19 protein-coding genes are annotated in these 24,276 nt (G+C 43.8%); 4 read left to right on the top strand and 15 right to left on the bottom strand.

Annotated features, from left to right (window positions below):
* Positions 1-26: 26 nt before the first annotated feature.
* The 12 genes from NSQ76_RS04245 to NSQ76_RS04190 all read right to left on the bottom strand — a co-directional run bounded on the left by NSQ76_RS04245 (position 27) and on the right by NSQ76_RS04190 (position 16,899).
* A complete protein-coding gene (locus NSQ76_RS04245) occupies positions 27-1,658 on the bottom strand; it encodes a M14 family metallopeptidase (RefSeq protein WP_044335446.1) in 1,632 nt (543 codons plus the stop codon).
* Between the two features lie 177 nt (positions 1,659-1,835).
* Positions 1,836-3,134, bottom strand: a complete 1,299-nt coding sequence (locus NSQ76_RS04240; RefSeq protein WP_024426631.1) for a citrate:proton symporter — start codon at positions 3,132-3,134, stop codon at positions 1,836-1,838.
* 343 nt (positions 3,135-3,477) lie between these two features.
* Entirely contained in the window at positions 3,478-4,455 is a 978-nt protein-coding gene (locus NSQ76_RS04235) for a tripartite tricarboxylate transporter substrate-binding protein (protein ID WP_341052631.1), read from the bottom strand.
* A gap of 3 nt (positions 4,456-4,458) precedes the next feature.
* Positions 4,459-5,154 (bottom strand): response regulator, encoded by a 696-nt coding sequence (locus NSQ76_RS04230; RefSeq protein ID WP_025092679.1) that lies wholly within the window; start codon positions 5,152-5,154, stop codon positions 4,459-4,461.
* Positions 5,155-5,157: 3 nt separating this feature from the next.
* The gene (locus tag NSQ76_RS04225; protein ID WP_208945899.1) at positions 5,158-6,753 is read right to left on the bottom strand and encodes a sensor histidine kinase; all 1,596 of its coding nucleotides are present in this window, start codon (positions 6,751-6,753) and stop codon (positions 5,158-5,160) included.
* A 139-nt stretch (positions 6,754-6,892) separates the two neighbouring features.
* Positions 6,893-9,853, bottom strand: coding sequence for an exosporium glycoprotein BclB-related protein (locus tag NSQ76_RS04220; RefSeq protein ID WP_341052628.1), 2,961 nt, complete (start codon positions 9,851-9,853; stop codon positions 6,893-6,895).
* 112 nt (positions 9,854-9,965) lie between these two features.
* Positions 9,966-11,048 (bottom strand): bifunctional diaminohydroxyphosphoribosylaminopyrimidine deaminase/5-amino-6-(5-phosphoribosylamino)uracil reductase RibD, encoded by a 1,083-nt coding sequence (gene ribD / locus NSQ76_RS04215; protein WP_341052624.1) that lies wholly within the window; start codon positions 11,046-11,048, stop codon positions 9,966-9,968.
* 283 nt (positions 11,049-11,331) lie between these two features.
* Positions 11,332-13,089, bottom strand: coding sequence for a WD40 repeat domain-containing protein (locus NSQ76_RS04210; protein WP_024426638.1), 1,758 nt, complete (start codon positions 13,087-13,089; stop codon positions 11,332-11,334).
* Positions 13,090-13,093: 4 nt separating this feature from the next.
* A complete protein-coding gene (locus NSQ76_RS04205) occupies positions 13,094-13,897 on the bottom strand; it encodes a formylglycine-generating enzyme family protein (protein WP_034623102.1) in 804 nt (267 codons plus the stop codon).
* Positions 13,898-13,929: 32 nt separating this feature from the next.
* Complete coding sequence (locus tag NSQ76_RS04200) at positions 13,930-14,655, bottom strand: GTP cyclohydrolase II (RefSeq protein ID WP_024424596.1); 726 nt, start codon at positions 14,653-14,655, stop codon at positions 13,930-13,932.
* 280 nt (positions 14,656-14,935) lie between these two features.
* Positions 14,936-15,592 carry a class I SAM-dependent methyltransferase gene (locus NSQ76_RS04195; RefSeq protein WP_024424594.1) on the bottom strand — a complete coding sequence of 219 codons (657 nt, stop codon included), beginning with the start codon at positions 15,590-15,592 and terminating at the stop codon, positions 14,936-14,938.
* Between the two features lie 959 nt (positions 15,593-16,551).
* Positions 16,552-16,899, bottom strand: a complete 348-nt coding sequence (locus tag NSQ76_RS04190) for a general stress protein (RefSeq protein WP_024424592.1) — start codon at positions 16,897-16,899, stop codon at positions 16,552-16,554.
* Positions 16,900-17,120: 221 nt separating this feature from the next.
* Between NSQ76_RS04190 and NSQ76_RS04185 the strand changes: the two genes are divergently transcribed.
* Positions 17,121-17,498: a YfmB family protein gene (locus NSQ76_RS04185; RefSeq protein WP_341052619.1), complete on the top strand. Its 378-nt coding sequence runs from the start codon at positions 17,121-17,123 to the stop codon at positions 17,496-17,498.
* Between the two features lie 120 nt (positions 17,499-17,618).
* The gene (locus NSQ76_RS04180; RefSeq protein ID WP_341052617.1) at positions 17,619-18,623 is read left to right on the top strand and encodes an NADP-dependent oxidoreductase; all 1,005 of its coding nucleotides are present in this window, start codon (positions 17,619-17,621) and stop codon (positions 18,621-18,623) included.
* A gap of 37 nt (positions 18,624-18,660) precedes the next feature.
* On the opposite strand, the gene NSQ76_RS04175 is transcribed toward NSQ76_RS04180, so the two are convergent.
* Complete coding sequence (locus tag NSQ76_RS04175; RefSeq protein WP_341052614.1) at positions 18,661-19,803, bottom strand: DEAD/DEAH box helicase; 1,143 nt, start codon at positions 19,801-19,803, stop codon at positions 18,661-18,663.
* Between the two features lie 152 nt (positions 19,804-19,955).
* Between NSQ76_RS04175 and NSQ76_RS04170 the strand changes: the two genes are divergently transcribed.
* Positions 19,956-21,509, top strand: coding sequence for an ABC-F family ATP-binding cassette domain-containing protein (locus NSQ76_RS04170; RefSeq protein WP_024426645.1), 1,554 nt, complete (start codon positions 19,956-19,958; stop codon positions 21,507-21,509).
* Between the two features lie 47 nt (positions 21,510-21,556).
* Here NSQ76_RS04170 and NSQ76_RS04165 read toward each other — a convergent pair whose 3' ends face one another.
* Entirely contained in the window at positions 21,557-22,747 is a 1,191-nt protein-coding gene (locus NSQ76_RS04165) for an MFS transporter (RefSeq protein ID WP_163115630.1), read from the bottom strand.
* 55 nt (positions 22,748-22,802) lie between these two features.
* Positions 22,803-23,228 carry a MerR family transcriptional regulator gene (locus NSQ76_RS04160; protein ID WP_024424586.1) on the bottom strand — a complete coding sequence of 142 codons (426 nt, stop codon included), beginning with the start codon at positions 23,226-23,228 and terminating at the stop codon, positions 22,803-22,805.
* Between the two features lie 143 nt (positions 23,229-23,371).
* Here NSQ76_RS04160 and folE2 point away from each other — a divergent pair, with 143 nt between their 5' ends.
* Positions 23,372-24,268, top strand: coding sequence for a GTP cyclohydrolase FolE2 (gene folE2, locus NSQ76_RS04155; RefSeq protein ID WP_341052611.1), 897 nt, complete (start codon positions 23,372-23,374; stop codon positions 24,266-24,268).
* The last annotated feature ends 8 nt before the right edge of the window (positions 24,269-24,276 follow it).

Below are 24,276 nucleotides of genomic sequence, written 5' to 3'. Positions count from 1 at the left end.
AGGACTAAAATCATTTTAGTCCTTTTTTATTGAATGCCGAGCGTCTTTTGAGGAAGTACGAAACGATAGACTGGCAGTTCATCACCTGTTTTTGAAGCAATAAACCCTGATGACATATAGCTGTCCTTTGATTCTGGTTCAAGGGCAAGTGAGAGCAAATTGGTTTGCGGCTGTGCCGTGACATATACCTTTGTTCCTTTTGGCAGCTGACGTTTCTTGTCAACGAGTTTTGTTTCAAGCTGAATATCTGTTTTGCTCTTTTCCTCTCGCTTTGTCACCTGATAGGCTTGTACCGGCACTTTCATGCCAGCCGGCAATGTGACACTTTTAAATCCTAATGTTCTGAGTTTCTTTTCTACACCTTCATGCCCCGGAAGAATGAGATAAGCTGTCGGCCGTTCTCTTGTTAAGACAGGAACAGCATCGCTCGCACTATGAAAGCGTACAGGAACTTGAGTCGTTTGTCCCTTCTCAATATCAACCATTTCCAGCGAGTCATTGACAGGTGCTTGGAAATCATCTTGAATGACCACTTGATCATCATCATTTGGCTGCAGTCCTTTTTTGACCAGCTTCAGCCGCTCCGTCACCATTTGCCGCTTCACCTGTTTGGCATGTTTCACCGTGGTCTCAATGATTTTTTCATGGGTGGCTACTTGCGCAGCGACGCGGCGGGCAAAATCCTCTCTTCCAATCCCAATCCCTCTGCTTTCTACAAGAAATGACAGGGCTGGCGAAAGTGCAAGGGCATTACGGCCAATTCGCGCATCCGTTCCACCTTCATAGATGTCGATCTTTCCATCCTTTCCTCTTGTGTTTGTATAATACAAATCGTTAGAAAACCCTTTATTCGTCAGCGTTTCACGAACTCCGTTAACGTATAACTCATTTGATGTCAGCCGGATGCTTTCAGGAATGTTTAAATTCTTCCCTGAAAGAATAAGCAAATCATGATATTTGAGAGCGCCTGATGAACCGATATTTTCAAACTGCTTTTGACCCACATCGTATTCATGGGCATCAATAACTACCTCTGGCGCATACCGATTAAATTCTTGATGCAGGGCTGCCAGTTCTGGAGATTCTAATGTCATATGATCACGGTTTCCGTCTAATCCGTTTGCCAGTCTGCGGTCAAACGCATAAGAACCATCAGGATTGATTCTTGGAACAATGATGATATTGACATGATTGAGTATACGCTCTCCTTCTTCACCTGCTAATCGTTTTGCAATGACGAGAGCAGATTCACCGGAGGCTGGTTCATTTCCATGTATTTGTGCTTGGAGCCAGATGGTTGGCTTTTTTGAAAGTGGCGTGATGGAGCGATCCTTTGTAAAGTACAGGGCCGGAATGGATCTACCTTCAATGGATGTTCCAATCTGTTTCTGAGTGGCATATGGGCTTTTGCGGACAATGTTTTTTAAGAAAGCTTGAAGCTCTTCTTGTGTCGTAAATGCTTCTCCTTCTTTCTGAAAGGCAGGGGTATCAAACGTCTCGTCAGGCTTAGGGTATAGCTTTTTCACTGAAGCCGGTTGTTCATAATTCTTTCCATAATAAGGGGTTTCTGCATGAGCTGAAGCTGGGCTCACCATCGACAAACTGCCTGCCAAGAGGCATGCAGCAGCAAAAAGAATCGTGCCTTTTCGTTTGGACATGCTATCCTCTCCCTTCGTTGATTTGCATTATAAAGAAAAAAACAGAAAAAGTGTCAGTATTTTTCAAAAATAAATCTTTTGGAGGAACAGGCAGATCTTTGTCTAGGGCAAATGAATGGAGCCTGCCCGGCAATATGACCTAAAAAAAGTGCCTGCCCGCAGCAGACACTTTTTTATTTACCAGATGGAAATGGCCCCAATGAGAACCGCCACGACGGTCATAGCGACGACTGCCAGCACCGCCCATTTCATCCCAAATTTCTGATGCTGATCCAGTGATACGCCAACAAGTCCAACAAGTAAATGAGTCGATGGAACAAGTGGACTTAACATATGAATCGGCTGACCAATAATAGAGGCTCTGGCAATCTCAATTTTATCGACACCGTATGCTGCCGCTGTTTCTGATAGGATCGGCAGTACGCCATAAAAGTATGCATCATTCGGCATAAAGAAAGTAAAGATCCCGCTTGTTAATGCGACAATGACTGGAATAAAGCCGCCAAGCTGCTCTGGAATTGCAGATACAATCGAAATCGCCATTTCATCGACCATTTTCGTTCCAGTTAGAATACCTGTAAAAACACCTGCCGCAAAAATCATCGAGGCAATGGCTAAAACGTTTGTTGAGTGAGCGGCAATTCGCTCACGCTGCTGATCTAAGTTCGGATAGTTCACGATAATCGCCACACAGAAAGCAAGAACAAATAGAACAGTTAAGCTGACTTTACCTGATACAAGCAGCAGCACCAATAACAAAGTCAGCGCCAGGTTAAACCACCAAAGCTTTGGCCGTTTGATGTCATCTTGCAGTGCCGCTGCCATTTCATTTGCATGAATCGGCTGGTCAAGTTCAATCACACCAAGGCGTTTTCTTTCGGCTTTTCCAAGAAAATAAGCAACAATAATCATACTGAGAACCCCTGCACCAATAACTGGAATCATCGGTCCAAATAAAAGTGAAGGATCAACGCCAAGTGCACTCGCCGCTCTAGGTGTAGCTCCTCCCCATGGAATTGTATTCATAATCCCCATGCCAACCCCGGCAATACCCGCTAAAATAATTGGACGGATGCCAAGCAGCGTAAATAGTGGAAGCATCGCTGTTGTTGTAATCATATACGTTGTTGTTCCATCACCATCAAGTGCAACAAGCATCGTCAGGACAGCTGTTCCGACCACGATTTTTAATGGATCGCCTTTAACGATTTTTAAAATTTTCGCCACCATTGGATCAAATAAACCCGCATCAATCATAATGCCAAAGTACAAAATCGCAAACATGATCATGACCGCTGTCGGTGCGACTTGCTGCACGCCTTTGACAATCATGTCTGAAATTTCAGTAAAATGAAAACCTGCAATAAGAGCAAATGCAATCGGTGTTAACACCAATGCCGTTAAAACAGACATACGTTTCGTCATAATCAAAACCATAAATACAATCATCATAAGAAATCCTAAGATTGCTAGCATATTGTTCACCCCTTATGTTGTATACGCTTTCATTAATGTGTTGGTATCCCATTTCCAACCCTTTTTGTCATCATATCTGAGGTGAGAATTGAAGTAAATATTATGAATTTTAATTCTTTTTCGGTCGATAAATGCTTTTTGTTCATTTTGTTCAAACATTGGGCTTTTTTGATTCCATGAAAAAAACAAAGGGTTTATTTTAGCCCTTTGTCTTCTTTTCAGCGTGATAGAAAACCTTTGAAGTCTAGGAAAGACGAGTACTGGAGCGAATATGAGATTCGTGAGCACCGGCACACAGGAATGCGGGCGAATACAAGGGTTTGTCTACACGCTGGAAGCGGTCTCACTCGACCGCTTGTTCTCCTTGTATCAATTGCTCATATTGCCTTAATTGATTCTCCATAAAGATCTTTGCCTCTTTGCTGTTCATATAACGACTTGTCCAGCCCTTTTGCTTTAATCGCTTTTTCCAGGACTTCGTTTTCGTCATTTTTTGAAGAAGCTGATCCCATTCACGAATGTCATGCTGACTCATTTGTTTAGGGCCCATCACACCTCGCCAATGGGAAAAGATGAGCGGAATGCCCTGCTCTTTCCATGTCGGCACATCTTCAAATCCATCTAAGCGCTGGCTGGTAGTCGTCGCTACGAGCTTCAGCCTCTTTTTTTCATAATCATGACGAACCTCTGTAATGGTAGTCGTTGCTGCATCCACTTCATGGTTGATGAGCGCCTGAAATAAATCATCTGCACTGTCAAATTTCAAAAATTGAATGCGATAGGGATCAACCCCTGCCATTTCTGCTGCCCGGGCGAAGGAGATTTGATCATCATTTCCAAAGTCAGGGGCAAACCCAATTTTTAAGGAATCTGGTTTTTTCTTGAGGGCGTGTAACAGCTCCTTCCCATTTGCAAAAGGAGAATTCATCGGGACTGCGACGACCTGCCACTCTTCTGCAAGGATTGCCAGCGGTGTCACATCATTCATCGTCACGTTACTGCTGCCAAGTAAATTACGGCTTAACAATAAACTTGAATTTAAACTGATATAGTTGGCTTCCCGCTCCATCATGTATGTCCATCCTTTATCCACCGTTCCGCCTCTTTGATAAAGAATGTTCACAGGCCGGTTCACCAGCTTCTCTTGTTCAAGCACTGATTTCATCACCTGAGCCGTTTGGTCAAATCCCCCCTCTGGTACACCCGACACCACAATATATAAGGAGCTTTGCTGCAGGAAAGAGTCTCCGGCTTTTTTTTCATTAAAGGTGAGTGTCATACAAAGGCAGAGCACGATCACAAAAAGTATTCCTTTTTTCATCTTTTAAGACTCCGCTTGTTTGGCAGGGTAATATTTACGTTCAGGTCTGCCAATGATTCCGTATGCAAGCTCTGCCCGGCATTCCCCTGTTGTCACGAGATACTCTACATACCGTCTCGCAGTTGTACGTGATGCGCCCATCTTTTCCCCGAGTTCTTCTGCTGTAATTCCGCTATTCTCTGATGCCATCAATGTTTTCACTTTATCCAAGGTCAGTGAATTGATGCCTGTGGGAAGATCTCTGTCATCCCTTTGTTTTGGCTCTTCCTGCATCTGTCCAAAAAACAGATCGATCATCGTTTGATTGACTTCATCCTTTGAATTGATGATGTCTTTCTTCTCTTTATATTCGGTTAAAACTTGTGCAAACTTTTGTGCGGTCACCGGTTTGATTAAATAATGAACCACTCCGTAATGAAGCGCATCTCTTAAAAGCGTCGTTTCCGTTGCAGCCGTGATAATGATCACATCTACTTCAGGACAGCGTTCTCTTAAAAGCGGCAGCAGGTTTGTGCCGAGCTCATCAGGCATATACACATCAAGCAAAATGAGATCCACTTGTTCCCTTTGGAGCGCCTCCCACATATCCTTTGCACTCTTTGCCTTTCCAGCGACCTTAAATCCTTCTATCTTTTGAATATAAGATTCATGAATGGCAGCGATTCGAAAATCATCCTCCGCAATGAGTACCTTAATCACCATCTATTCCCCCTTTGTGCCTTTCGGTATGTATACAGTGAAGATGGCACCGCCTTCTTTTTGGTTCGCAACTTCAATCCAGCCCCCAAGCTCGTCCAATACTTCTTTCACATTCGCAAGCCCATAGCCTCGTCCTTCTCCCTTTGACGAATGGCCTCTTGTGAAAATCTGTGACAGTTCTTCTTCATTCACCCCATCACCTGAATCTGACACTTCTATGATAATATCAAACCCAATATCTGTGATGAACAGGTCTACCTCGCGCTTCTCCTTATTTAATACAGCTTCAAAAGCATTGTCTACGAGATTGCCAATGATGGTGATAAAGTGAGATAAACTTAAATGAGCTGGGAGCGGCTCAAGTGAGCTATTTTCATCAATGTGGAAATGGACTTTCTTCTCAGATGCTTTCCCTAACTTGCCAAGTAAGATGGCTTGTATTTTAGGAGACCGAATCTGCTTCATGAGTAAATCGTGCTGACGGTTTTGCAGATGATATTCTTCTTTAATTAAGTCGATGGCTTCATCGACTTGCTTCAGCTCAAGCAGGCCTAAAATGGCGTACAGCTTATTTGAGAATTCGTGCGTTTGGGCCCTTAGGTCTTCTGAATATTGGCTGACCTCTGTTAATGTATCCAGCAGCTTCGTCAGCTCTGTTTTCTCTCTGAAGCTCACAATCCCTCCGAATACTCGATGATCCTGCATTACTTTTTTCACATTTAAGACATAGGTTTTATCATTGACGACGGTTTCGATGTTAGGTTCAATCGTCTCTGCCTTTAAATAGAGAAGAAGTTTGGCATTTGGCAAGACTTGATCAATATGAAGAGGCAGCTCTGATGAGACGCGCAGCATGTGCTCAGCTGATGTATTCATCATCGTAATCGCGCCTTTCTGGTCAAACGCAATGATCCCTTCTTTTATAGCGAGCAGCATCGCTTCTCTTTCTCGATACAACGAAGCTATTTCATGCGGCTCAAGCCCTAATGTATCTTTGCGAATACTCTTCGTTAAAAAAATCGCACCGAATATGCCCGGCAAGAGCACAAGAAGGGCAATATAGCTAAGCTTTAATAGCTGATGAGCTGTCGCTTGATCAATTTCCTTTTTTAAAAATTCGACGGTGACTGTCCCGATAATTTCTTCATGCCCTTCTGTTTCTTTCATAATGGGCGCACTGCCTCTGACAACGGTTTCACCATTAGAATCATCAGTTGATATGGAGGTTCCTCCAAATAAGAGAGTACTTCTTCCTTCCGAAACACTGATGGTTTTTCCTACGTCCTCATGATTCGTATGAACAAGGACCTTTCCTTTTCGATTGGTAATGAAGATGGCATGAGCTCTTACTTGCTCCTTCATTTGCTCAAGAACTGCCTGTTCTTCATTTTGGGACGCTGATAGAGCCACCGATGCTTTAATGGGCGGCATATATGATATCGTTCTAGCGGTCTGCACCGCCAGCTGTTCAGCTTGCCCCTGCCTTTCTGATGTCTGCAAAAAACCAAAACAAATGGTTAATAATGCAATGACAACAAGCAAAAGCCCGATAATTAACCCCAAAATTTTCGTTTGTAAAGTGACTTTCCTTTTGCCCATTCTCACCGCTACAACCCCTAATTCAGTAGATTCACCGAATAGACTCTAAGAAAATGATATCATTTTTTCTTACTAAGTTAAGAGAAAATTCTTTCAAACAAAAAAGACGACTCAAAATCGAGTCGTCCCTGTATGCCTATTACGTGATCGATAAACCAGCACTCGCATAGCCTGCTACGGTATTCACTAAGGATAGACCTGTAGCTGATGCGGAGAATACAACAAGCAATCGTGTTTCAGGTGTGACTGGTACATTTAGACCAGTCGCAATACCATTTGCAATTGCACCCAGCGTTAAAACACCGGTTAAAGCTGGTGCTAAAGTGACACTCGCTACTTGAGTGAAACTGTTATTTGGTGTTGGTGAAGCAAACAAACTAGCTGTGACCGTAATACTTGTGCCAAGCAAAGAAAGAGCAGCTGTCGTACTGAAATAGCCGGCAAATGATGTGATTGTTCCGGCTCTAGGAACTGAGAACGCCATGTTGAGTAAAGTGCCTGCAGCGCCGGTTAAATCAATCACTCCGCCTAAAATACTGACACCTGTCGCTGAGTTACCAAATCCGATCAAGCTGGATGTTCCAACGAGACCGCCTGCAATTGTTGTCAGGACAGCAGGTGTACCTGAAGCAAACGGAATGATCGCACTCGATCCTGTCACTCCTGTTGGACCGGTGGCGCCTGTTGCACCGGTTAGACCCGTTGCGCCGGTAACTCCGGTTGCGCCGGTTAGACCTGTAACTCCGGTGACTCCAGTTAATCCAGTTGCTCCGGTTGCGCCGGTTAGACCTGTGGCTCCGGTGGCTCCTGTATCTCCTGTTACCCCGGTTGCTCCAGTTACTCCTGTGACGCCGGTTGCTCCTGTACCCGTGACTCCCGTGGCTCCTGTTACTCCTGTAGCTCCGGTGACTCCAGTTAATCCAGTTGCACCGGTCACTCCCGTGGCTCCTGTCACTCCTGTAGCTCCGGTGACTCCGGTTTCTCCCGTGGCTCCGGTTAATCCAGTTGCTCCGGTGAGACCTGTAGCTCCTGTGACTCCAGTCGCACCGGTTGCTCCTGTATCTCCAGTTGCTCCGGTTGCTCCTGTCGCGCCTGCGGCTGCTAATAACGTATAGTCTGAAGAAGTATCCGGTGTGCCTGTTGGCGGTGCTGTATTCACAACATAGGTTCCACCTTCATATGTCACCACTTGACCTACTGGATAGGTTGGCGCTGTAGCTGGGTCAAATGTCAGAATACCAGTTAATCCTACACCGGTTACTCCTGTGACTCCTGTTGCCCCTGTATCACCAGTTATCCCAGTAGCACCAGTTGGTCCTGTGACGCCGGTTACACCCGTTGCACCCGTATCTCCTGTTACCCCGGTGGCTCCTGTGACGCCCGTTGCTCCGGTCGCGCCTGTATCACCGGTTACCCCAGTTGCTCCTGTCGCTCCCGTGACACCTGTCGCGCCTGCGGCTGCTAATAACGTATAGTCTGGAGAAGTATCCGGTGTGCCTGTTGGCGGCGCTGTATTGACCAGATATGTTCCACCTTCATATGTCACTACTTGACCTACTGGATAAGTTGGCGCTACTGCTGGATCAAACGCTGCAACTCCAGATAAACCGACACCGGTCGCTCCGGTCACTCCTGTTGCCCCTGTATCACCAGTTATCCCAGTTGCACCAGTTGGTCCTGTAACGCCGGTTGCACCAGTTTCTCCTGTTGCTCCTGTGCCAGTAGCTCCGGTTGGACCAACTTCCCCGGTTGGTCCTGTCACTCCTGTTGCGCCGGTGGAACCCGTGACTCCTGTACCGGTTGCACCCGTAACGCCAGTCGCTCCTGCAGCGGCCAATAACGTATAATCTGGTGACGTATCAGGTGTACCTGTTGGCGGCGCCGTATTGACGAGGTAAGTTCCTCCTTCATATGTCACCACTTGACCTACTGGATATGTCGGCGCTGCCGCTGGATCAAACGCTGTGACGCCGGCTAGACCTACTCCCGTCGCTCCTGTAATCCCTGTGGCACCGGTTGCTCCCGTATTACCAGTTGCTCCTGTTGCACCGGTGGTACCCGTGGCTCCTGTGACTCCTGTGCCAGTAGTTCCGGTTGGGCCAATTTCTCCCGTCGCTCCCGTAACACCAGTGGCTCCGGTTGGGCCAATTTCTCCTGTTGCACCCGTGACGCCGGTGGCTCCGGTTGGACCAATTTCTCCTGTTGCTCCCGTGACGCCGGTGGCTCCCGTTGGGCCAATTTCTCCCGTCGCTCCCGTAACACCAGTGGCTCCGGTTGGGCCAATTTCTCCCGTTGCTCCTGTGACGCCGGTGGCTCCCGTTGGGCCAATTTCTCCTGTTGCACCCGTGACGCCGGTGGCTCCCGTTGCTCCTGTTGCACCCGTACCGGTAGCGCCTGTAACGCCAGTCGCGCCTACAGCGGCTAATAACGTATAATCTGGTGATGTATCTGGTGTACCTGTTGGCGGCGCCGTATTGACGAGGTAAGTTCCTCCTTCATATGTCACCACTTGCCCCAATGGATATCCTGGTGCTGCTGCAGCATCATACGGTACAACCCCAGTTAAACCCACGCCGGTTGCTCCTGTGGCTCCAGTTGGACCTGGATCTCCTGTGACACCTGTTGGCCCTGTACCTGCTTCCCCCGCTGCAGCTAATAATGTATAATCTGCCGACGTATCCGGTGTACCTAATGGCGGTACTGAATTGACGACGTACGTACTGCCATCGTATGTCACCACTTGCCCTACTGGGTAGGTTGGTGCTACTGCTGGATCAAATGCCAAGATGCCTGTTAAACCTACGCCTGTTGGACCGATTGGACCTGCTGGGCCTGCCGGACCCGCTGGACCCACTGCACCCGCTGGACCTGCTGGGCCTCTTCTTCCTCTCCCGCCTGGCGGACCTTGAATCACACAAACACAAGGATCTTTTCCGCAGCAAGGATTTTTCACTGGTTTCCTTGGCTTTTCTGATATCCCTTTTTTACAACTATCACATTCCCAGCCATCATCCTTATACGCATCATACCAGCTTCCTTTTTGGTAGTGGTCTGTCGAATGAGTTGGATATGTCTTACCACATTGCCTACATCTTTTCATGGAATCACCCCCATCCATCGTATTCATCATGACTGGGAAAGGTGTATGTACACTTTTATTTTTTTAAAATAATCAAAAGACCTTGCACTTTATGCACAAGGTCCTTCTTTCATTAAAGTCTCATCGTCATTTTTAAATCTTTTCCTACCATACTATAATCCATATCTACCGGCCGGATGGCTTCTTTTAATGATTTCGTACCTTCTCCTTCAAAGAAAGTAGGTGCATCTTTCCCTCCAATTAATAATGGTGCCATATAAATAATGACTTCGTTCACAAGGGACGATTCTAAAAAGGATGCGCTCACACTGCCTCCTGCCTCTACAAGCACCGACATCACAGAGCGCCTTTTCAGCATACGTAACACCGCATGAAGATCTGTCCGATTTTCTCCGCTTGTGACAAACACTTGATGTCCTTTTTGCACCAGTTGATGGTATTTTTTTTGATCGTACTTGTTTGAGGTACAAATGATGGTTTCTGCCATATGATCATTTAAACATTTCGCATGAAGCGGAATCCTTAAGGTGGAATCTAAAATGACACGAATGGGCTGTGTCACGAATGAATCTTTTACAATAAGACCTGCATCATCTTGAATAATGGTTTCGACGCCTGTTATGACAGCATCTGCTTCTTGACGTAATTGCTGCACTTCATTCCTCGCTTCTGTCCCTGTAATCCATTTGCTTTCTTGATGAGCTGTTGCAATTTTCCCATCTAATGAAATGGCTGTTTTTAATATGACATACGGAAGGTCTGATTGTATCGAATGAAAAAAAGGAAGATTTAAGCTGTCCGCTTCCCGCTTACATATCCCTTCTTCTACTTCTATCCCTGCTTGTTTCAACATCGTGACCCCTTTACCTGCTACAAGTGGATTTGGGTCCCCAGTGGCAATGACCACACGTTTCACCCCGCTCTTTAAAATGGCTTCTGAGCAAGGACCTGTTTTTCCATGATGCGAACAAGGTTCGAGCGTCACATACATATGAGCCCCCTTCGCCTTATCTCCTGCCATTTGCAGCGCATGAATTTCAGCATGCGGCTCGCCCGCCTTCATGTGAGCACCAATTCCAACGATCTCTCCTTTTTTGACTACCACTGCCCCGACAAGCGGATTTGGCGAGGTTTGTCCTTTCATGGCCTTTGCGTTGGCAATCGCTAGCTTCATATAAAAAACATCGTCTTTCATGTAAGTCTCCTTTCCTCTCTTTCAAGGGAAAGAACTCCTTCAGGGAATGAAGGAGTTCTATTCTCATGTGCTATATTTTTTCCATCCGTTTCTTTTCAGATCGATCATAGTAAGGCAAGGAATAAAAAAGTTTATAAGATGCTCGTTGTTTACAAAAACAGCATTTGCGACATTCATATTTATTAATGAGGAGCACATGCGGACAATTGAGTACAGACAGACCTTTTTTCATATGTTCCTTGCAAACACTTATCATGAGAATCCCCCGCTTACATTCTTTTTCTTAATGAGAGATTACTTCTTTCGGAAATTGTTCAAATAAGCGTAGTACTTCGGTATGCGTCCCATCTTCTCGAACGTGATAAATCCCGCCGTCATATGAGCTTGCATATACATCATTGCCTAATTGTCTGATGGCACTAATCCCATTTTGGGCAATTCTAATTGGGCCGGTGTTGACATCCAGCTCTGGATTCCACACAACGATATAGCCCCAATAATCACCGCTTACAATATAGCCTGAGTCTGTGACTGTGACCGATTTAATCGAATACTGGTGTTCGTTATGCTGGTCTAAAATTCTTCCTGTATGCAAATCAAACAATCTCACATTCTTGTCGCGGCTGACAATGGCGATACGGTCTCGTTTACTATCAATAAAGACATCATTTAACAGCTCTGTCGCACCAATGTATTCCGCTTTTAAGGACAAACTCTTTTTATCTAAAAGACAGATGGTTCCTTCAACTGCTGCTGTGATGATAAGATCTCCTTCTACCTTTAATGCTTTAACTGCACAATCGTGTGCTTTGGAACGGCCGATTTCCTTTAAGTGTTCTGTCGAAATGACATGGACATAACCGCCATAAGTTCCAATATAAAATTGACGATCCTCCTCGTGGAAATACACGCTGTTGACCGGACCTGTGTTAAGATCAAACGAAACCATTTGCTTTAATGACTCATGAACAATATGCACCTGACTTGCATGGTCTCCCCACGCATAATAGCTTCCATCCCGTGCAACAGCTACTCCATTAGTTAAAACGCCCGTCGATTTGGCAATTTCAATCCCATTTTTTCTGAATTTTCCATCATCTGATGCGGTAATAATATCACCTGCATCAGTCAGCGCAATATCATTGATAGATGGTGTCGCCATTTCGATCTCATCTGATATGACTTTGCCCTTTTCGATCGACCATTCACAATATGTTTTTCCAAAGCTGGCTCCTAGTATTGACTTCTCATCCTCTGTCCAGACAAGTGAGCGCTCCCACTGATATTTATGAGGCAGCAGTGTATCGACTAAATCACCTGTTTCATAATTCCACAGCTTAATTAAATGGTCGTAGCCTGCTGTCAGCAAGTAATTGCCGCTTGGAGAAAAATTCACGCGCTTGACGCCCTGTAAATGGGCTTTGATGATTTTCTTCTCCTGTAAAGTAGCTGCATCGTAAATAATAACGGTGCCATCATCTCTGCCAAGTGCGAAAACTTCTTTTTGATTGCTCCCGCTGATCGTATCGAGTTCATAATCAAACGGGCCGATTTCCCCTACAATTTCTCCGGTTTCATACAACCATACAAGGACATATCCATCATCACCTGTTGTATAAGCTTTATCACCATGTATCCATACAGCTAATACATCTTTGCTATGGCCATGGAATTCTCTTAAAATAGCGCCCGTTTCGATATCCCAGACTAAGCATCTTCTATCTCTGGACACAGATACAAGTAAAGTATCCTGCTTCGCAAAAGCGACGGCTTCTACATCATCTGCATGACCAAACAACGTGCGGATTCGGGTATGTGTGCCTGTATCATACAATTGAATCGTATAGTCTGACGATGCACTCGCTAAATACTTTCCGTTTTCAGAAAGAGATAAAGAGTTAATGATATGCTCGTGACTGCCAATAAACGTTCCTTCTCCCGTCGCCCGGTTCCACTGATAAATACAGCGGTCATAGCCGCCAGTGTAAACAATTTGGTCGTGCTGAGTTGATAAAACAGATGTAATTGGTCCTCTATGCATAGTTTTACACTCCCACCTTTATATGTTGTTTTTGACGAGTCACTAAACGAAAACCAGTAAATCGAAAAACGGGATCTGGGTGCTTCCCGTGTCTTCTTGCGACTCTGCATAAATCTCCACCTCTTGCGAAAGAGCCGCCTTTTAAAATATAGTAATCATTTCCGAGTGTTTCCGTTAAATCATCGACGACCTCGATGCCGCCTTCATAAACGTGATATTTGGTGTTGACCCATTCCTCGACGTTGCCCCCCATATCATAAAGACCAAATAAGGATCGGCCCTTTTCGTAATGACGGACAGGCGTCGTTTTTTCAATATTTGATTCGTGCGTATTGCAGTAAGAAGGATCAAACTCATCTCCCCACGGGTATTGATTTCTCGTGTTTCCCCGGGCAGCATACTCCCATTCTTCTTCAGTAGGAATCGAAACATCAATCCCAAGTTTCCCGCTCAGCCACTGACAGAACGAGAAGGCATCCTCAATGTCCATGCCCCAAGCTGGATGATCTTTTCCCCCGCCAAGCTCTTCGTTCGTTAAACTCTCCGGGTATGTCTGGCCTGTTTCATCACAATAGCTTTGATACAGTTCATTGCTGACGACCGTATCTGAGATAAAAAATTCGTTGATATACGGCTGATAGGATGGAAATTCTTTGTACAGCCACTTTTGAAATTTTTTCTCACGGCCATAGGTTGGATTGAGCAGCTTGTCCTTCCAGAATTCTGCTGCCTTTTTCATATCTTCTTCATTACTTCCAATCGTTGCATAGCCGCTTGGGATTCGAATCCAATTGATATCAGGTTTCACGCTTTTCTCCCGCCTTCTTTCAATATACTCGTCTATTGATTAATTAATTTCTTCTCATCGACCATATGCCCTGAGGCTGCTTTTGCCTTTAAATAGGCTTCATTGTAGAGAGAGGCTTCGACCGTATGATCAAACCGCAAAACAGGAAGACCATAAGCTGCAATAGAATCGACTTTATCTGGATTGTTCGTTAGTAAATGCAATGGTTTCCCTTTGTTTAAATAGTGCAAAACAGCTGCTGCTTCCTCGTAATGCCGATCATCATCCCCGCAGCCGATCAGGCGGTTGGCTTCAAAAGTATCCAGCTGCATCTCCTGTAATTTATACGTCAACGCTTTTGCCATCAGCCCAATAGACCGACCTTCTTGATTGGCCATATACACAAGCATGCCTTTTCCGTAATCGGTGATTTTCTTCAGCGATAATGCAAGCTGTGGACCACAATCACATTTCAGTGACCCAAACACATCCCCTGTTTGGCAGACACTATGGATTCGCACAAGCGGCGGCCGTTCATTTTCAAAGTCGCCAAATAAGAGACAAGAGGAAAAGGTTTGCTGCGCGGTACTCATTTGGACAATCGATTCGATCGTTGGTTTTGTATCCCGTTCAACAGGCGCGAAGGCATACCACTTAAATGGCACTTCTTCATGTTGAATGGAAATTGGCAGATTCACAGGCCCCACGAGCAAATAGTGTTTATCTTGAAAGGTAAAATGATGAATCATTGATTGTAATTCATCTACAAACTTGTTCATTAGTCTCCCCCCTATTCATCACTGCACCCAAATCGACTCCCATAGCGCAGTGATGGAGTGATGAATATGTGTACGCACCCCTCAGCTTGTGTGCTCCCGCAGAAGGAAATGGATGTGCGATGTCTCTCATCGTTTTAGACCTTGTCCTTTTCCAGTACAAAGGAGCAGAAATTTTGGTTCATATGCTTTATTTTCTGTCAGAGCAGCAAACGCTCTTGTTTGGCAGACTCTCTTTCTTCCCATGAACTCCTCTGCTAGCTTTGAATCACTCACCTTTGTACTAGATTTTGACGGCAATGACATGGTGCTGGCTTATTCCAGCCTTCGCTTGTAACGGTGATATGGATACAAGCTCAAGACCTGATGTACAAATTTTTTCGCCAAGCTGAGAATCTGAAAATGAAAAATGGAAACGGCCATCTTCTCCGATTAATCCTGTTTTCCACTGTTCTCCCCAGACAACAAGTGAAAAGACACCGCCTTCATGAAGTAAAGAAGAGACCTGTTTTAAATAACGTTCATGATCATCAGGATGTTGATGATGAAAGCAGCCATGATCTAAAATTAAATCAAACTGCATCCCGCGTCCCTGATCCATGGACCATGACATAAAATCTTGATGAACAAAATGGACAGGAACTGTTTCTCTTTTCTGTAATCCTTCCCACTCCTCATGCTCATACAGGTCGATACCGACATATGCGGAAAGCCCGCTTAAATGTTCTAGTGCACGGCCGTTGCCGCACCCGATATCCAGCACAGAAGCAAGTGCATTCTTTTCCCTTGAACGCCATGCCTTTAATGACATCACTGCTGCGTCTGTTAAGGATGGATCAGTAGACCACATATCTGTTCTTTGCTCATAATGCTCTTGGAATGCCATGCGCATCTTTTCTAAATACAATCCACTGTCTTCATGGTACAAAGCCTTTTTCATCATGAAACCTCCTTCAATTCACAATCTTCTTTTCGGGCAAAGGTGGTTTTCAAGCCAAAAACCTTATGTTAAAATGAAAGATGGATTTTTTAGGAAAATCTGTTTTTCTGAAAAAGAAGAGAAGCACCCCACATGTTCACTCTTCTTTTTCAGCATTCATCCTCATATGCAGCCGTTCGAAGGCCGCACCGCCTCAGCTTGTTCTCTCTTTTTTTCATATGAGTTCACCTCCTTTACCGTTCGATCAACTCACATTTCTTATTGAAACCGCTTTCTCTTTTTTATAAGGACTTAACGTCTTTTGGACAATCTCTTACACTGTGCTTTTAGTAGAAAGATCAATCTACTGTTTAGAATGGCGATCATTTTTTCTTCAAGTAAACGACGATTTGTTCAGTTCTAGTAGACATTTTTGTATCTAAGAGGCGCTTACGCTTTGGTTCTTGCCACCCCCTTTCACTAGATTATGCTTCGAATAAACCTGCCGGAAATTTAACAACTAATTCCATAATGACTGGATTAAGCCAAATATATTGTTTTTAGTTTATTTTGTCAACAAATTATTTCCTAAACATTAAAATGAATTTTCTAATTGAAAATACAGGTAATTTTCGTGGTTTTTTGACCTTAAAACACTTATTTCTACACAAAAATACAACTTAAACCAATAGAACTAAGAAATTTATCTACTAAATTACACAAGTTTTTTATTTAATTTTAAATCAAAATAGAAAGATACAATGATTATTTCCCGAATGGTTTTTTGTGATATTTCGACTATTTTTTCTGATTCTTCTTGATTTTCATTGGTATAACGGCATTTTCAATTAGAGAGTTTACTATTTATTCCATACATCTGTATTTACTTAATATCGTAAAAAAGATATATGTCTCTCTTTCAGACATGGAAGCATGAAAAAAAGCCCCTTACAAAAGTAAGAGGCTTTTTCGGTTGGCGTTTACGCCCAGTTTTTCACTTTTTCATGATCTGTGACAAAGAGAAGGACTTTCCCTTCGTCTAAATGTTCTTCAAATGTCTCAGCTTCTTCTTTTGAGAAACCAATTTCATGAATTTTATTGCGGAGCTCATCGCCCTTTTTACTAAAGATGTTCCCAACCGCATGTTTGAGTCCAACTTCTCTTGAGCCAATCGTATTGGCATCTGCATTACTTGCAATACGCTCTGTTCGGTCATCGTCATGGGACAGAACATAAATGTCCTCTCTTGCAACACCGAGTGCCTTTAATTGCTCTACATCTTTTTGAAGTGTTTCATCATTTGAATACTCTCTTACAACAGGTTTCATTTTATATTCCTCCTTTAACGTCTTACGAATCTTTTACCCGTCACTTTTGACATTAAACCTTCCACGAGCACATCCAAATTGCTTGATCGACGTACCATGTCTATCGACTTATTTTTGACAAAAAGCCTGTAAAAATGACTAAATTTTCTGAATTATTATGTTCAATCCTGTTGATTTGTTGTACAATTCTTATACTGGAGGCTAGAAATGAGGGAGAGCTGATGTATTACTTTTCAGCGGAGCAGCAGTTTAATGCTTGGGTTGTCAGTGATTTGGTGAAACAGCTTTTTCAAAAGTGGAATCCTGAAGAAGAAAATACAAAGCCGCTTACATTGTTTGCCGAACAGCACTTTCACATCTCCATTGATTATCTCTTTTCCATCATTATTAACATTGGAGATATCGAGTCAATTGAACAAGATCCACAAGACATGTTGTCCTCATACTTGAATATCCTTTTTCCTTTTGTGACGCGCGATATGATGAAAGCCTCCATGCAAAATGCAAACGAATATTTGTTAAAAGAACGTGATGCGGATGTGTATCAGCTGTTTGGCTGTCTCCCGCCGCTCCTCTCTGTATCTTTTCAGAAAAAGTAGTCCCTTCGATGAGATGGCGGCTGCTTTTTTGTGTGTGTTTTGAAAAGACCGTATGTTTTGAACGAAAAGAAGCATCATGTTAATGTAAATCTAGGCTGTAAGTGAAAGGGAGGATTTGACATGAGTCAACAAAAGCAAATTCAATTAGCTAAACGTCCAAAAGGATTACCTACAAAAGATGTTTTTCATTTTGAAACAGTAGATATACCTGTGCCGCAAGATGGAGAGGTCTTGATTCAAACGAAATATGTTTCTGTAGATCCTTATATGAGAGGACGAATGCAGGATACAAAATCCTATACACCTCCGTTCAAGCTAAATGAAGTGATTCAGGGCGGTGTCGTCGGAGAAGTCGTTGAGTCGAAATCGCCTCAATTTGAAAAGGGTGATTTTGTCCTTGGATTCCTTGGATGGCAAGAATATTCCACTGCCAAAGCTGAATCTCTGACTAAAATTGATCCGTCCATTGCGCCATTGTCCTATTATTTAGGCATTTTGGGCATGCCAGGGCAAACCGCTTACTTCGGCCTGCTTGCGATTGGCCAGCCAAAAGAAGGCGAGACGGTTGTCATCTCTGGAGCCGCAGGAGCTGTTGGTTCTGTTGTAGGACAAATCGCTAAGATCAAAGGCGCACACGTCGTTGGAATTGCCGGATCTGATGATAAACTCGCTTATTTAAAAGAATTGGGCTTTGATGAAACGATTAATTATAAAACAACAAATGATTTAGATGATGCCATTGCAAAAGCCTGTCCTAACGGCGTTGATGTGTACTTTGACAATGTAGGCGGCGAGATTTCAGATGCGGTGATGAATCATTTAAACCGTTTTGCACGCATTCCAGTGTGCGGCGCCATTTCTTCTTATAACATTAGCGCAAGCGAGGACATCGGGCCGCGTGTGCAAACAAAACTCATCAAAACAAGCGCATTGATGCAAGGCTTCATCGTTGGCAACTATTCAGATCGTTTTGGAAAGGCAGCGAAGGATCTCGCACAATGGGTAAAAGAAGACAAACTCACATATAAAGAAACAATCATTGAAGGCTTTGACAACATTCCTGATGCATTCCTTGGACTATTCAAAGGGGAAAATGTCGGAAAACAGCTTGTCAAAATTTCATAACAAAAAAGGACCCTGCCAATAATGGAGGGTCCTTTTCTTATGCCTGCTTGGGCGCAAGGTGCAGCTGGCCTTGCTTATACACAATTTCTTCAAGCGAAAGATTCAGCTTTTTCGCCATCTTTTTCAGCATTGATTGCTCTTGAGGTGTGACAAGACTGATGACTGCGCCTTCTTTTCCTGCGCGCCCGGTTCTGCCTGAACGGTGGATGTAGCCCTCTTCATTTGGCATATCTGCATGAATCACATATGGCAGATCATCAATATCGATTCCTCTTGCTGCAATATCTGTTGCAAGGAGGAGCGGGAATTCACGCTGTTCAAATGATTTCAAGATCACAGCACGTTCAACTTTTTTTGCTTCACTATGAAGGACACCAAGGTCGACATGATGGTACGCTAATTTCTCTGCATAAATGCTTAAGTTCGTAATGTCACGCACAAAAACGAGCGCCTGCATGTCCTCAAGCCGTGATAGCTTTTGCAGCAGTTTCACTTTGTCACGCTGATCACATAACAGATAATAGTGACCCACTTTCTGCGCTTCTTCCTCGCTTCTAGCAATTTTCAATACTTCTGGTTCAGATGTCATTTCTTTGATCAGCTGAACGGTTTCTTCTTTCAACGTTGCAGAAAAACAAAGGATTTGTCTTTCTTTTAATGTGGACTTAATGATCCCTTGGATCGTTTTCATATGCTCTGGCACAAGAAGCTGATCTGCTTCGTCTAATACAATCGTTTTGACTTCGTGCATTTTCAGTTTCTTGATTTTGATTAATTCTTGTACTCGGCCCGGTGTCGCCACAACGATGTTCGGGTGTTTCTTTAGTTTTTCTTGCTGCTTCTTGATGTTCGCTCCACCAATCAAGGAAACCGCTTTGATGTCTGATCCTTGTTTGAACTCTTGCACGACATCAAAGATTTGCATCACAAGCTCTCTTGAAGGTGCCAAGATTAAGACTTGCGGATGCTTGATATTGACATCAATTTTATTTAAAAGCGGCAGTACATACGCAAGTGTCTTCCCCGTCCCAGTTGGCGATTCTGCGATCACATCACGCTTCTCCGTAATCCACTCTGCTGTTTTTTCTTGTATAGCTGTTGGTTTTTCGAAGCCAGCCGCTTGAAAATTTTCCTGAATAAATGGCTTTGCTTCTTTCAAAAATGCCCAATTTTCCGTCATGTCGATCTCCTTTATCCTCATTCAATCTATCCTTTAGTATCTCAAAATCAGCTTTGAAACGCAATTTTTCTTTTGATGCTTTTATCGAACCGGACAGTTCGATATAATCATGAGAGGCACTAGCCGTTTTGAATCTATTTGAGGTGTAAAAAATGATATTATCTGTTAAAGATTTAAGTCATGGCTTTGGCGACAGAGCCATTTTCCACGAAGTGTCCTTCCGTTTATTAAAAGGCGAGCATGTCGGCTTAATCGGCGCCAACGGTGAAGGAAAGTCAACGTTTATGAATATTATTACTGGCAAGCTGGAGCCAGATGCAGGAAAAGTCGAATGGGCGAAAAATGTCCGTGTCGGCTACCTTGATCAGCATACCGTGCTAGAAAAAGGAAGAACGATCCGTGAAGTCCTTCAGGATGCATTCCATTATTTATTTTCAATGGAAGCCGCGATGAATGACATTTATGGCAAAATGGGTGAAGCCGATCCTGATGAGCTGGAAAAGCTGTTAGAGGAAGTTGGCGTCATTCAGGACGCACTGACAAACAATGATTTCTATATCATTGATTCTAAGGTCGAGGAGATTGCAAGAGGTCTTGGGTTAACGGATCTTGGATTGGACCGTGATGTGACGGAGCTCAGCGGCGGTCAGCGTACGAAGGTCCTGCTAGCCAAATTGCTGTTAGAGAAGCCAGAAATTCTCCTTCTCGATGAGCCGACCAACTATTTGGATGAGCAGCATATTGAATGGCTGAAGCGTTATTTACAGGAATATGAGAATGCGTTTATCCTCATTTCACATGATATTCCGTTTTTAAACAGTGTCATCAACTTGATTTATCATGTTGAAAATCAAGAGCTCACGCGCTATGTTGGCGATTATGATCAATTTAAACAAGTGTACGAAGTTAAGAAGCAGCAGCTTGAAGCAGCCTATAAAAGACAGCAGCAGGAAGTGGCTGAACTAAAGGATTTTGTCGCAAGAAACAAAGCACGTGTCAGCACAAGAAATATGGCGATGTCCCGTCAAAAGAAACTGGATAAGATGGATATGATTGAACTGGCAGCAGAAAAGCCAAAACCAGAATTCCACTTTAAACCGGCACGTACGTCTGGGAAACTGATATTTGAAACGAAAGATTTGGTCATCGGTTATGATGAACCGCTCTCCCGCCCATTGAATTTGAAAATGGAACGCGGGCAAAAAATTGCGTTGTACGGTGCTAACGGTATCGGAAAAACGACGCTGCTCCGAAGTCTTCTTGGGGAAATCACACCTATTTCTGGTGAGGTGGAACGTGGAGAATTCTTGCATATTGGCTACTTTGAGCAAGAAGTAAAAGAGCAAAACAGCAATACTTGTATTGAAGAAGTATGGAGCACCTTCCCTTCTTACACGCAATACGAAGTCAGAGCCGCTCTTGCAAAATGCGGATTAACGACAAAACATATTGAAAGCCGTGTGTCTGTATTAAGCGGAGGAGAAAAAGCAAAGGTCCGTCTTTGCAAGCTGATCAACGAAGAAACCAACTTACTTGTTCTCGATGAGCCGACAAACCATTTAGATGTCGATGCAAAAGAAGAACTAAAACGCGCCTTAAAAGAATATAAAGGCAGCGTCTTATTGATTTCTCACGAACCTGAATTTTATCAAGATGTGGCAACCGAAACTTGGAATTGCGAATCTTGGACGACAAAAGTATTATAACGACAAAAAAGCCTTATATCTTTTGCAGATATAAGGCCTTTTTCTAATTAATGACCTGCTTGGATATTCACCAAATGCTTACGTCCAAGGAGCAGAATAATCATGCCTAGAAGAACAACAGCAGCCCCGACATAATAAGGTGTACTTGCTGTATAGGATTCAGCGAGAACTCCGGCAATCCAGGGAGCGATCGCGCCCCCAATAAACCGTACAGCACTGTAAGAGGATGAAGCAATTGAACGTTCAACCGGTGCTGACCCCATCACAGCTGTTGTGAGCACTGTATTGATCATACCGAGAATTCCCCCAGCAACGACAATTCCGCATATCACGACCACAACATGAGACGTCCATACCCCAATGCCGAATAAGATCACAGCAAACGAAGCAAACAGAACCACAAGTGAGGTCAATGTCCCAAGTTTGCGATGAATGACCGGCGCTGAGAAGACAGAGGTCACAGCCAAGAATAGCCCCCAACCAAAAAAGACATAACCAAGTCCATGCTCATCAAGATGGAGCACAAATGGTGAATACGCTAAAAGCACAAAGAAACCGAAATTGTATAAGAAAGCGGCAGATGCCATCGTTAAAAGTCCTTTATATTTTAACGCCCCGACAGCCTCGAAAAATTTCACTTTTTTCTGCGGCTTTTGCATAGGTGGAAGCATAAAGGTAATCGCTAAAAGTGCAATGAGCATTAACACGGCAACGCCAAAGAAAGGCCCGCGCCAAGAAATTGTTCCAAGCTCACCGCCAAGCAGCGGTCCAACCGATATCCCAAGACCTAATGCTGCCTCGTATAAAATAATGGCCTTCGCACTTCCTCCAACAGATACACCGACAATGACAGAGAGTGCAGTTGAAATAAATAAAGCATTCCCAATGCCCCATCCGCCTCTAAAGCCAATCAATTCATTAATCGTTGAAGAAGTACCTCCTAAAGCAGAAAAAACAATAATAAAAATGAGTCCTACTAATAATGTCCATTTCGCACCAATCCGGCTAGAAATAAAGCCGGTGAAAAACATCACAAAGCCGGTCACAAGTAAGTAGCTTGTAAATAAAAGAGACACCTGGCTTGGAGATGCATGTAATTGCGATGCAATGGCTGGCAGAATCGGGTCCACGAGTCCTATTCCCATAAACGAAATCACACACGCAAAGGCAACAGCCCAAACGGCTTTTGGCTGCCTAAGCAGACTTGTACGCTGTTTCAACACTTCTTCTTCCTTCATTCCATCAGAACCTTTCCTTCAATGTTGACAAAATAAAATAAACACGCAGAGGTGTTTATTTTTGTAATTGCTCAATTGCATGAGCCGCTCTTTCTTTCATCGCTTCAAGATCCTTTTTAAAGGATTGAATGGTTTCAAGCTTTTTTGAAATCAATTGATGCTGCACAGTCAGCTGCGCCTCAATATCTAACAGCTTCTCTAATCGTTCCTTCGGATCAAGCGACAGCAAGTAGCCTTCTTTATTCAGCTCTAACTGCTTTCCGATTTCCATAAACGATTGAAGCTCCTGTAAAGAAAAGCCGAGTACCTCTTTTGCCTGCATCACTTTCTCTAGCTCTTCCATGTCGTCCTCTGAGTAAAGTCTGACTCCGCCCTCTGTCCGCTTTGGTGCTGATAATAAACCAATCTCTTCATAGAAACGAATCGTCCGTTTTGTTAGTCCGCTTCTTTTCGCCACTTGATCAATTTTCATCCATTCCATCACCAGTGCCTCCTGCTCATCAATTCATGTTTTATTATACACCTTTATAACCTTAACGTAAACGTCAAAGTTTTAACCCTTGATTTCCTTCCTGTTTTATCGCAAAATAAATAGTAATAATTACGATTTAAAGGAGGTACTATATGCGTTCATTTCCATCTAAAGAAGAGCGGCACCAGCTATTCGGATCTGTACCGCCAAGTCTTGGCACAAAACCTTTGCAAAAAGAGGACATGACGGACATTCAAAAAACAGAGCGGGACTTTTATTTTCATCTTGAACAAGTCGGGATCTGCCGCATGTCCTATCCAGTACATATCGTGTCTAAAATGGCACCACAGAGCCAGACAACTACTGCTGAATTTACACTGAGTACATCCCTGCCAGCCCATCAAAAAGGCATTCATATGAGCCGTCTCACTGAACAGCTGCACTCGTTTTATGAGAGCAGCAAGCCGCTTGATGTGAATTCCCTAAAAGAATTGACGGCAGCGCTCGCCCGGAGAATGAATCAGCCCTCTGCTTCCGTTCAAGTTGCCTTTCCATGGTACATGGAAAAACAGAGCCCAGTCACCGGTCAGTCAGGCTTGATGCATGCGACTGTCAAATATGACGTCCATTTTCATGAAAAGGACGGATGGACCTGTCACGTAGGCTGCGATGCACAGGTCACGACATTATGTCCTTGTTCCAAGGAAATCAGTGAATATGGTGCACATAATCAACGCGGATCTGTTTCCATTCTAGTAGGGTTGTTTGAACAAGCATCGCATCCTGATGACATCAAGGCCGTTCTTTTACATATCATTGAGTCCAATGCGAGCGCACCGCTTTATCCCGTGCTCAAAAGACCTGATGAAAAGAAAGTGACGGAAGAGGCTTATGAAAATCCGCGCTTTGTAGAAGATATCACAAGATTAATTGCCATCGAATTATATGAGCAGCCATGGATTAAATCCTTTCAAATCGAGTGCATAAATGAGGAATCCATCCACCAGCATGATGCGTATGCCAAATGCTCCTATGAAAAAAACCTGTAGATCGCTCT

The organism is Bacillus sp. FSL M8-0256 (assembly GCF_038005765.1).
Lineage (GTDB): Bacteria > Bacillota > Bacilli > Bacillales > Bacillaceae > Bacillus > Bacillus safensis.
Note: the sequence above shows the minus strand (reverse complement) of the source record. Positions and strands in the feature narration are given on the sequence as shown.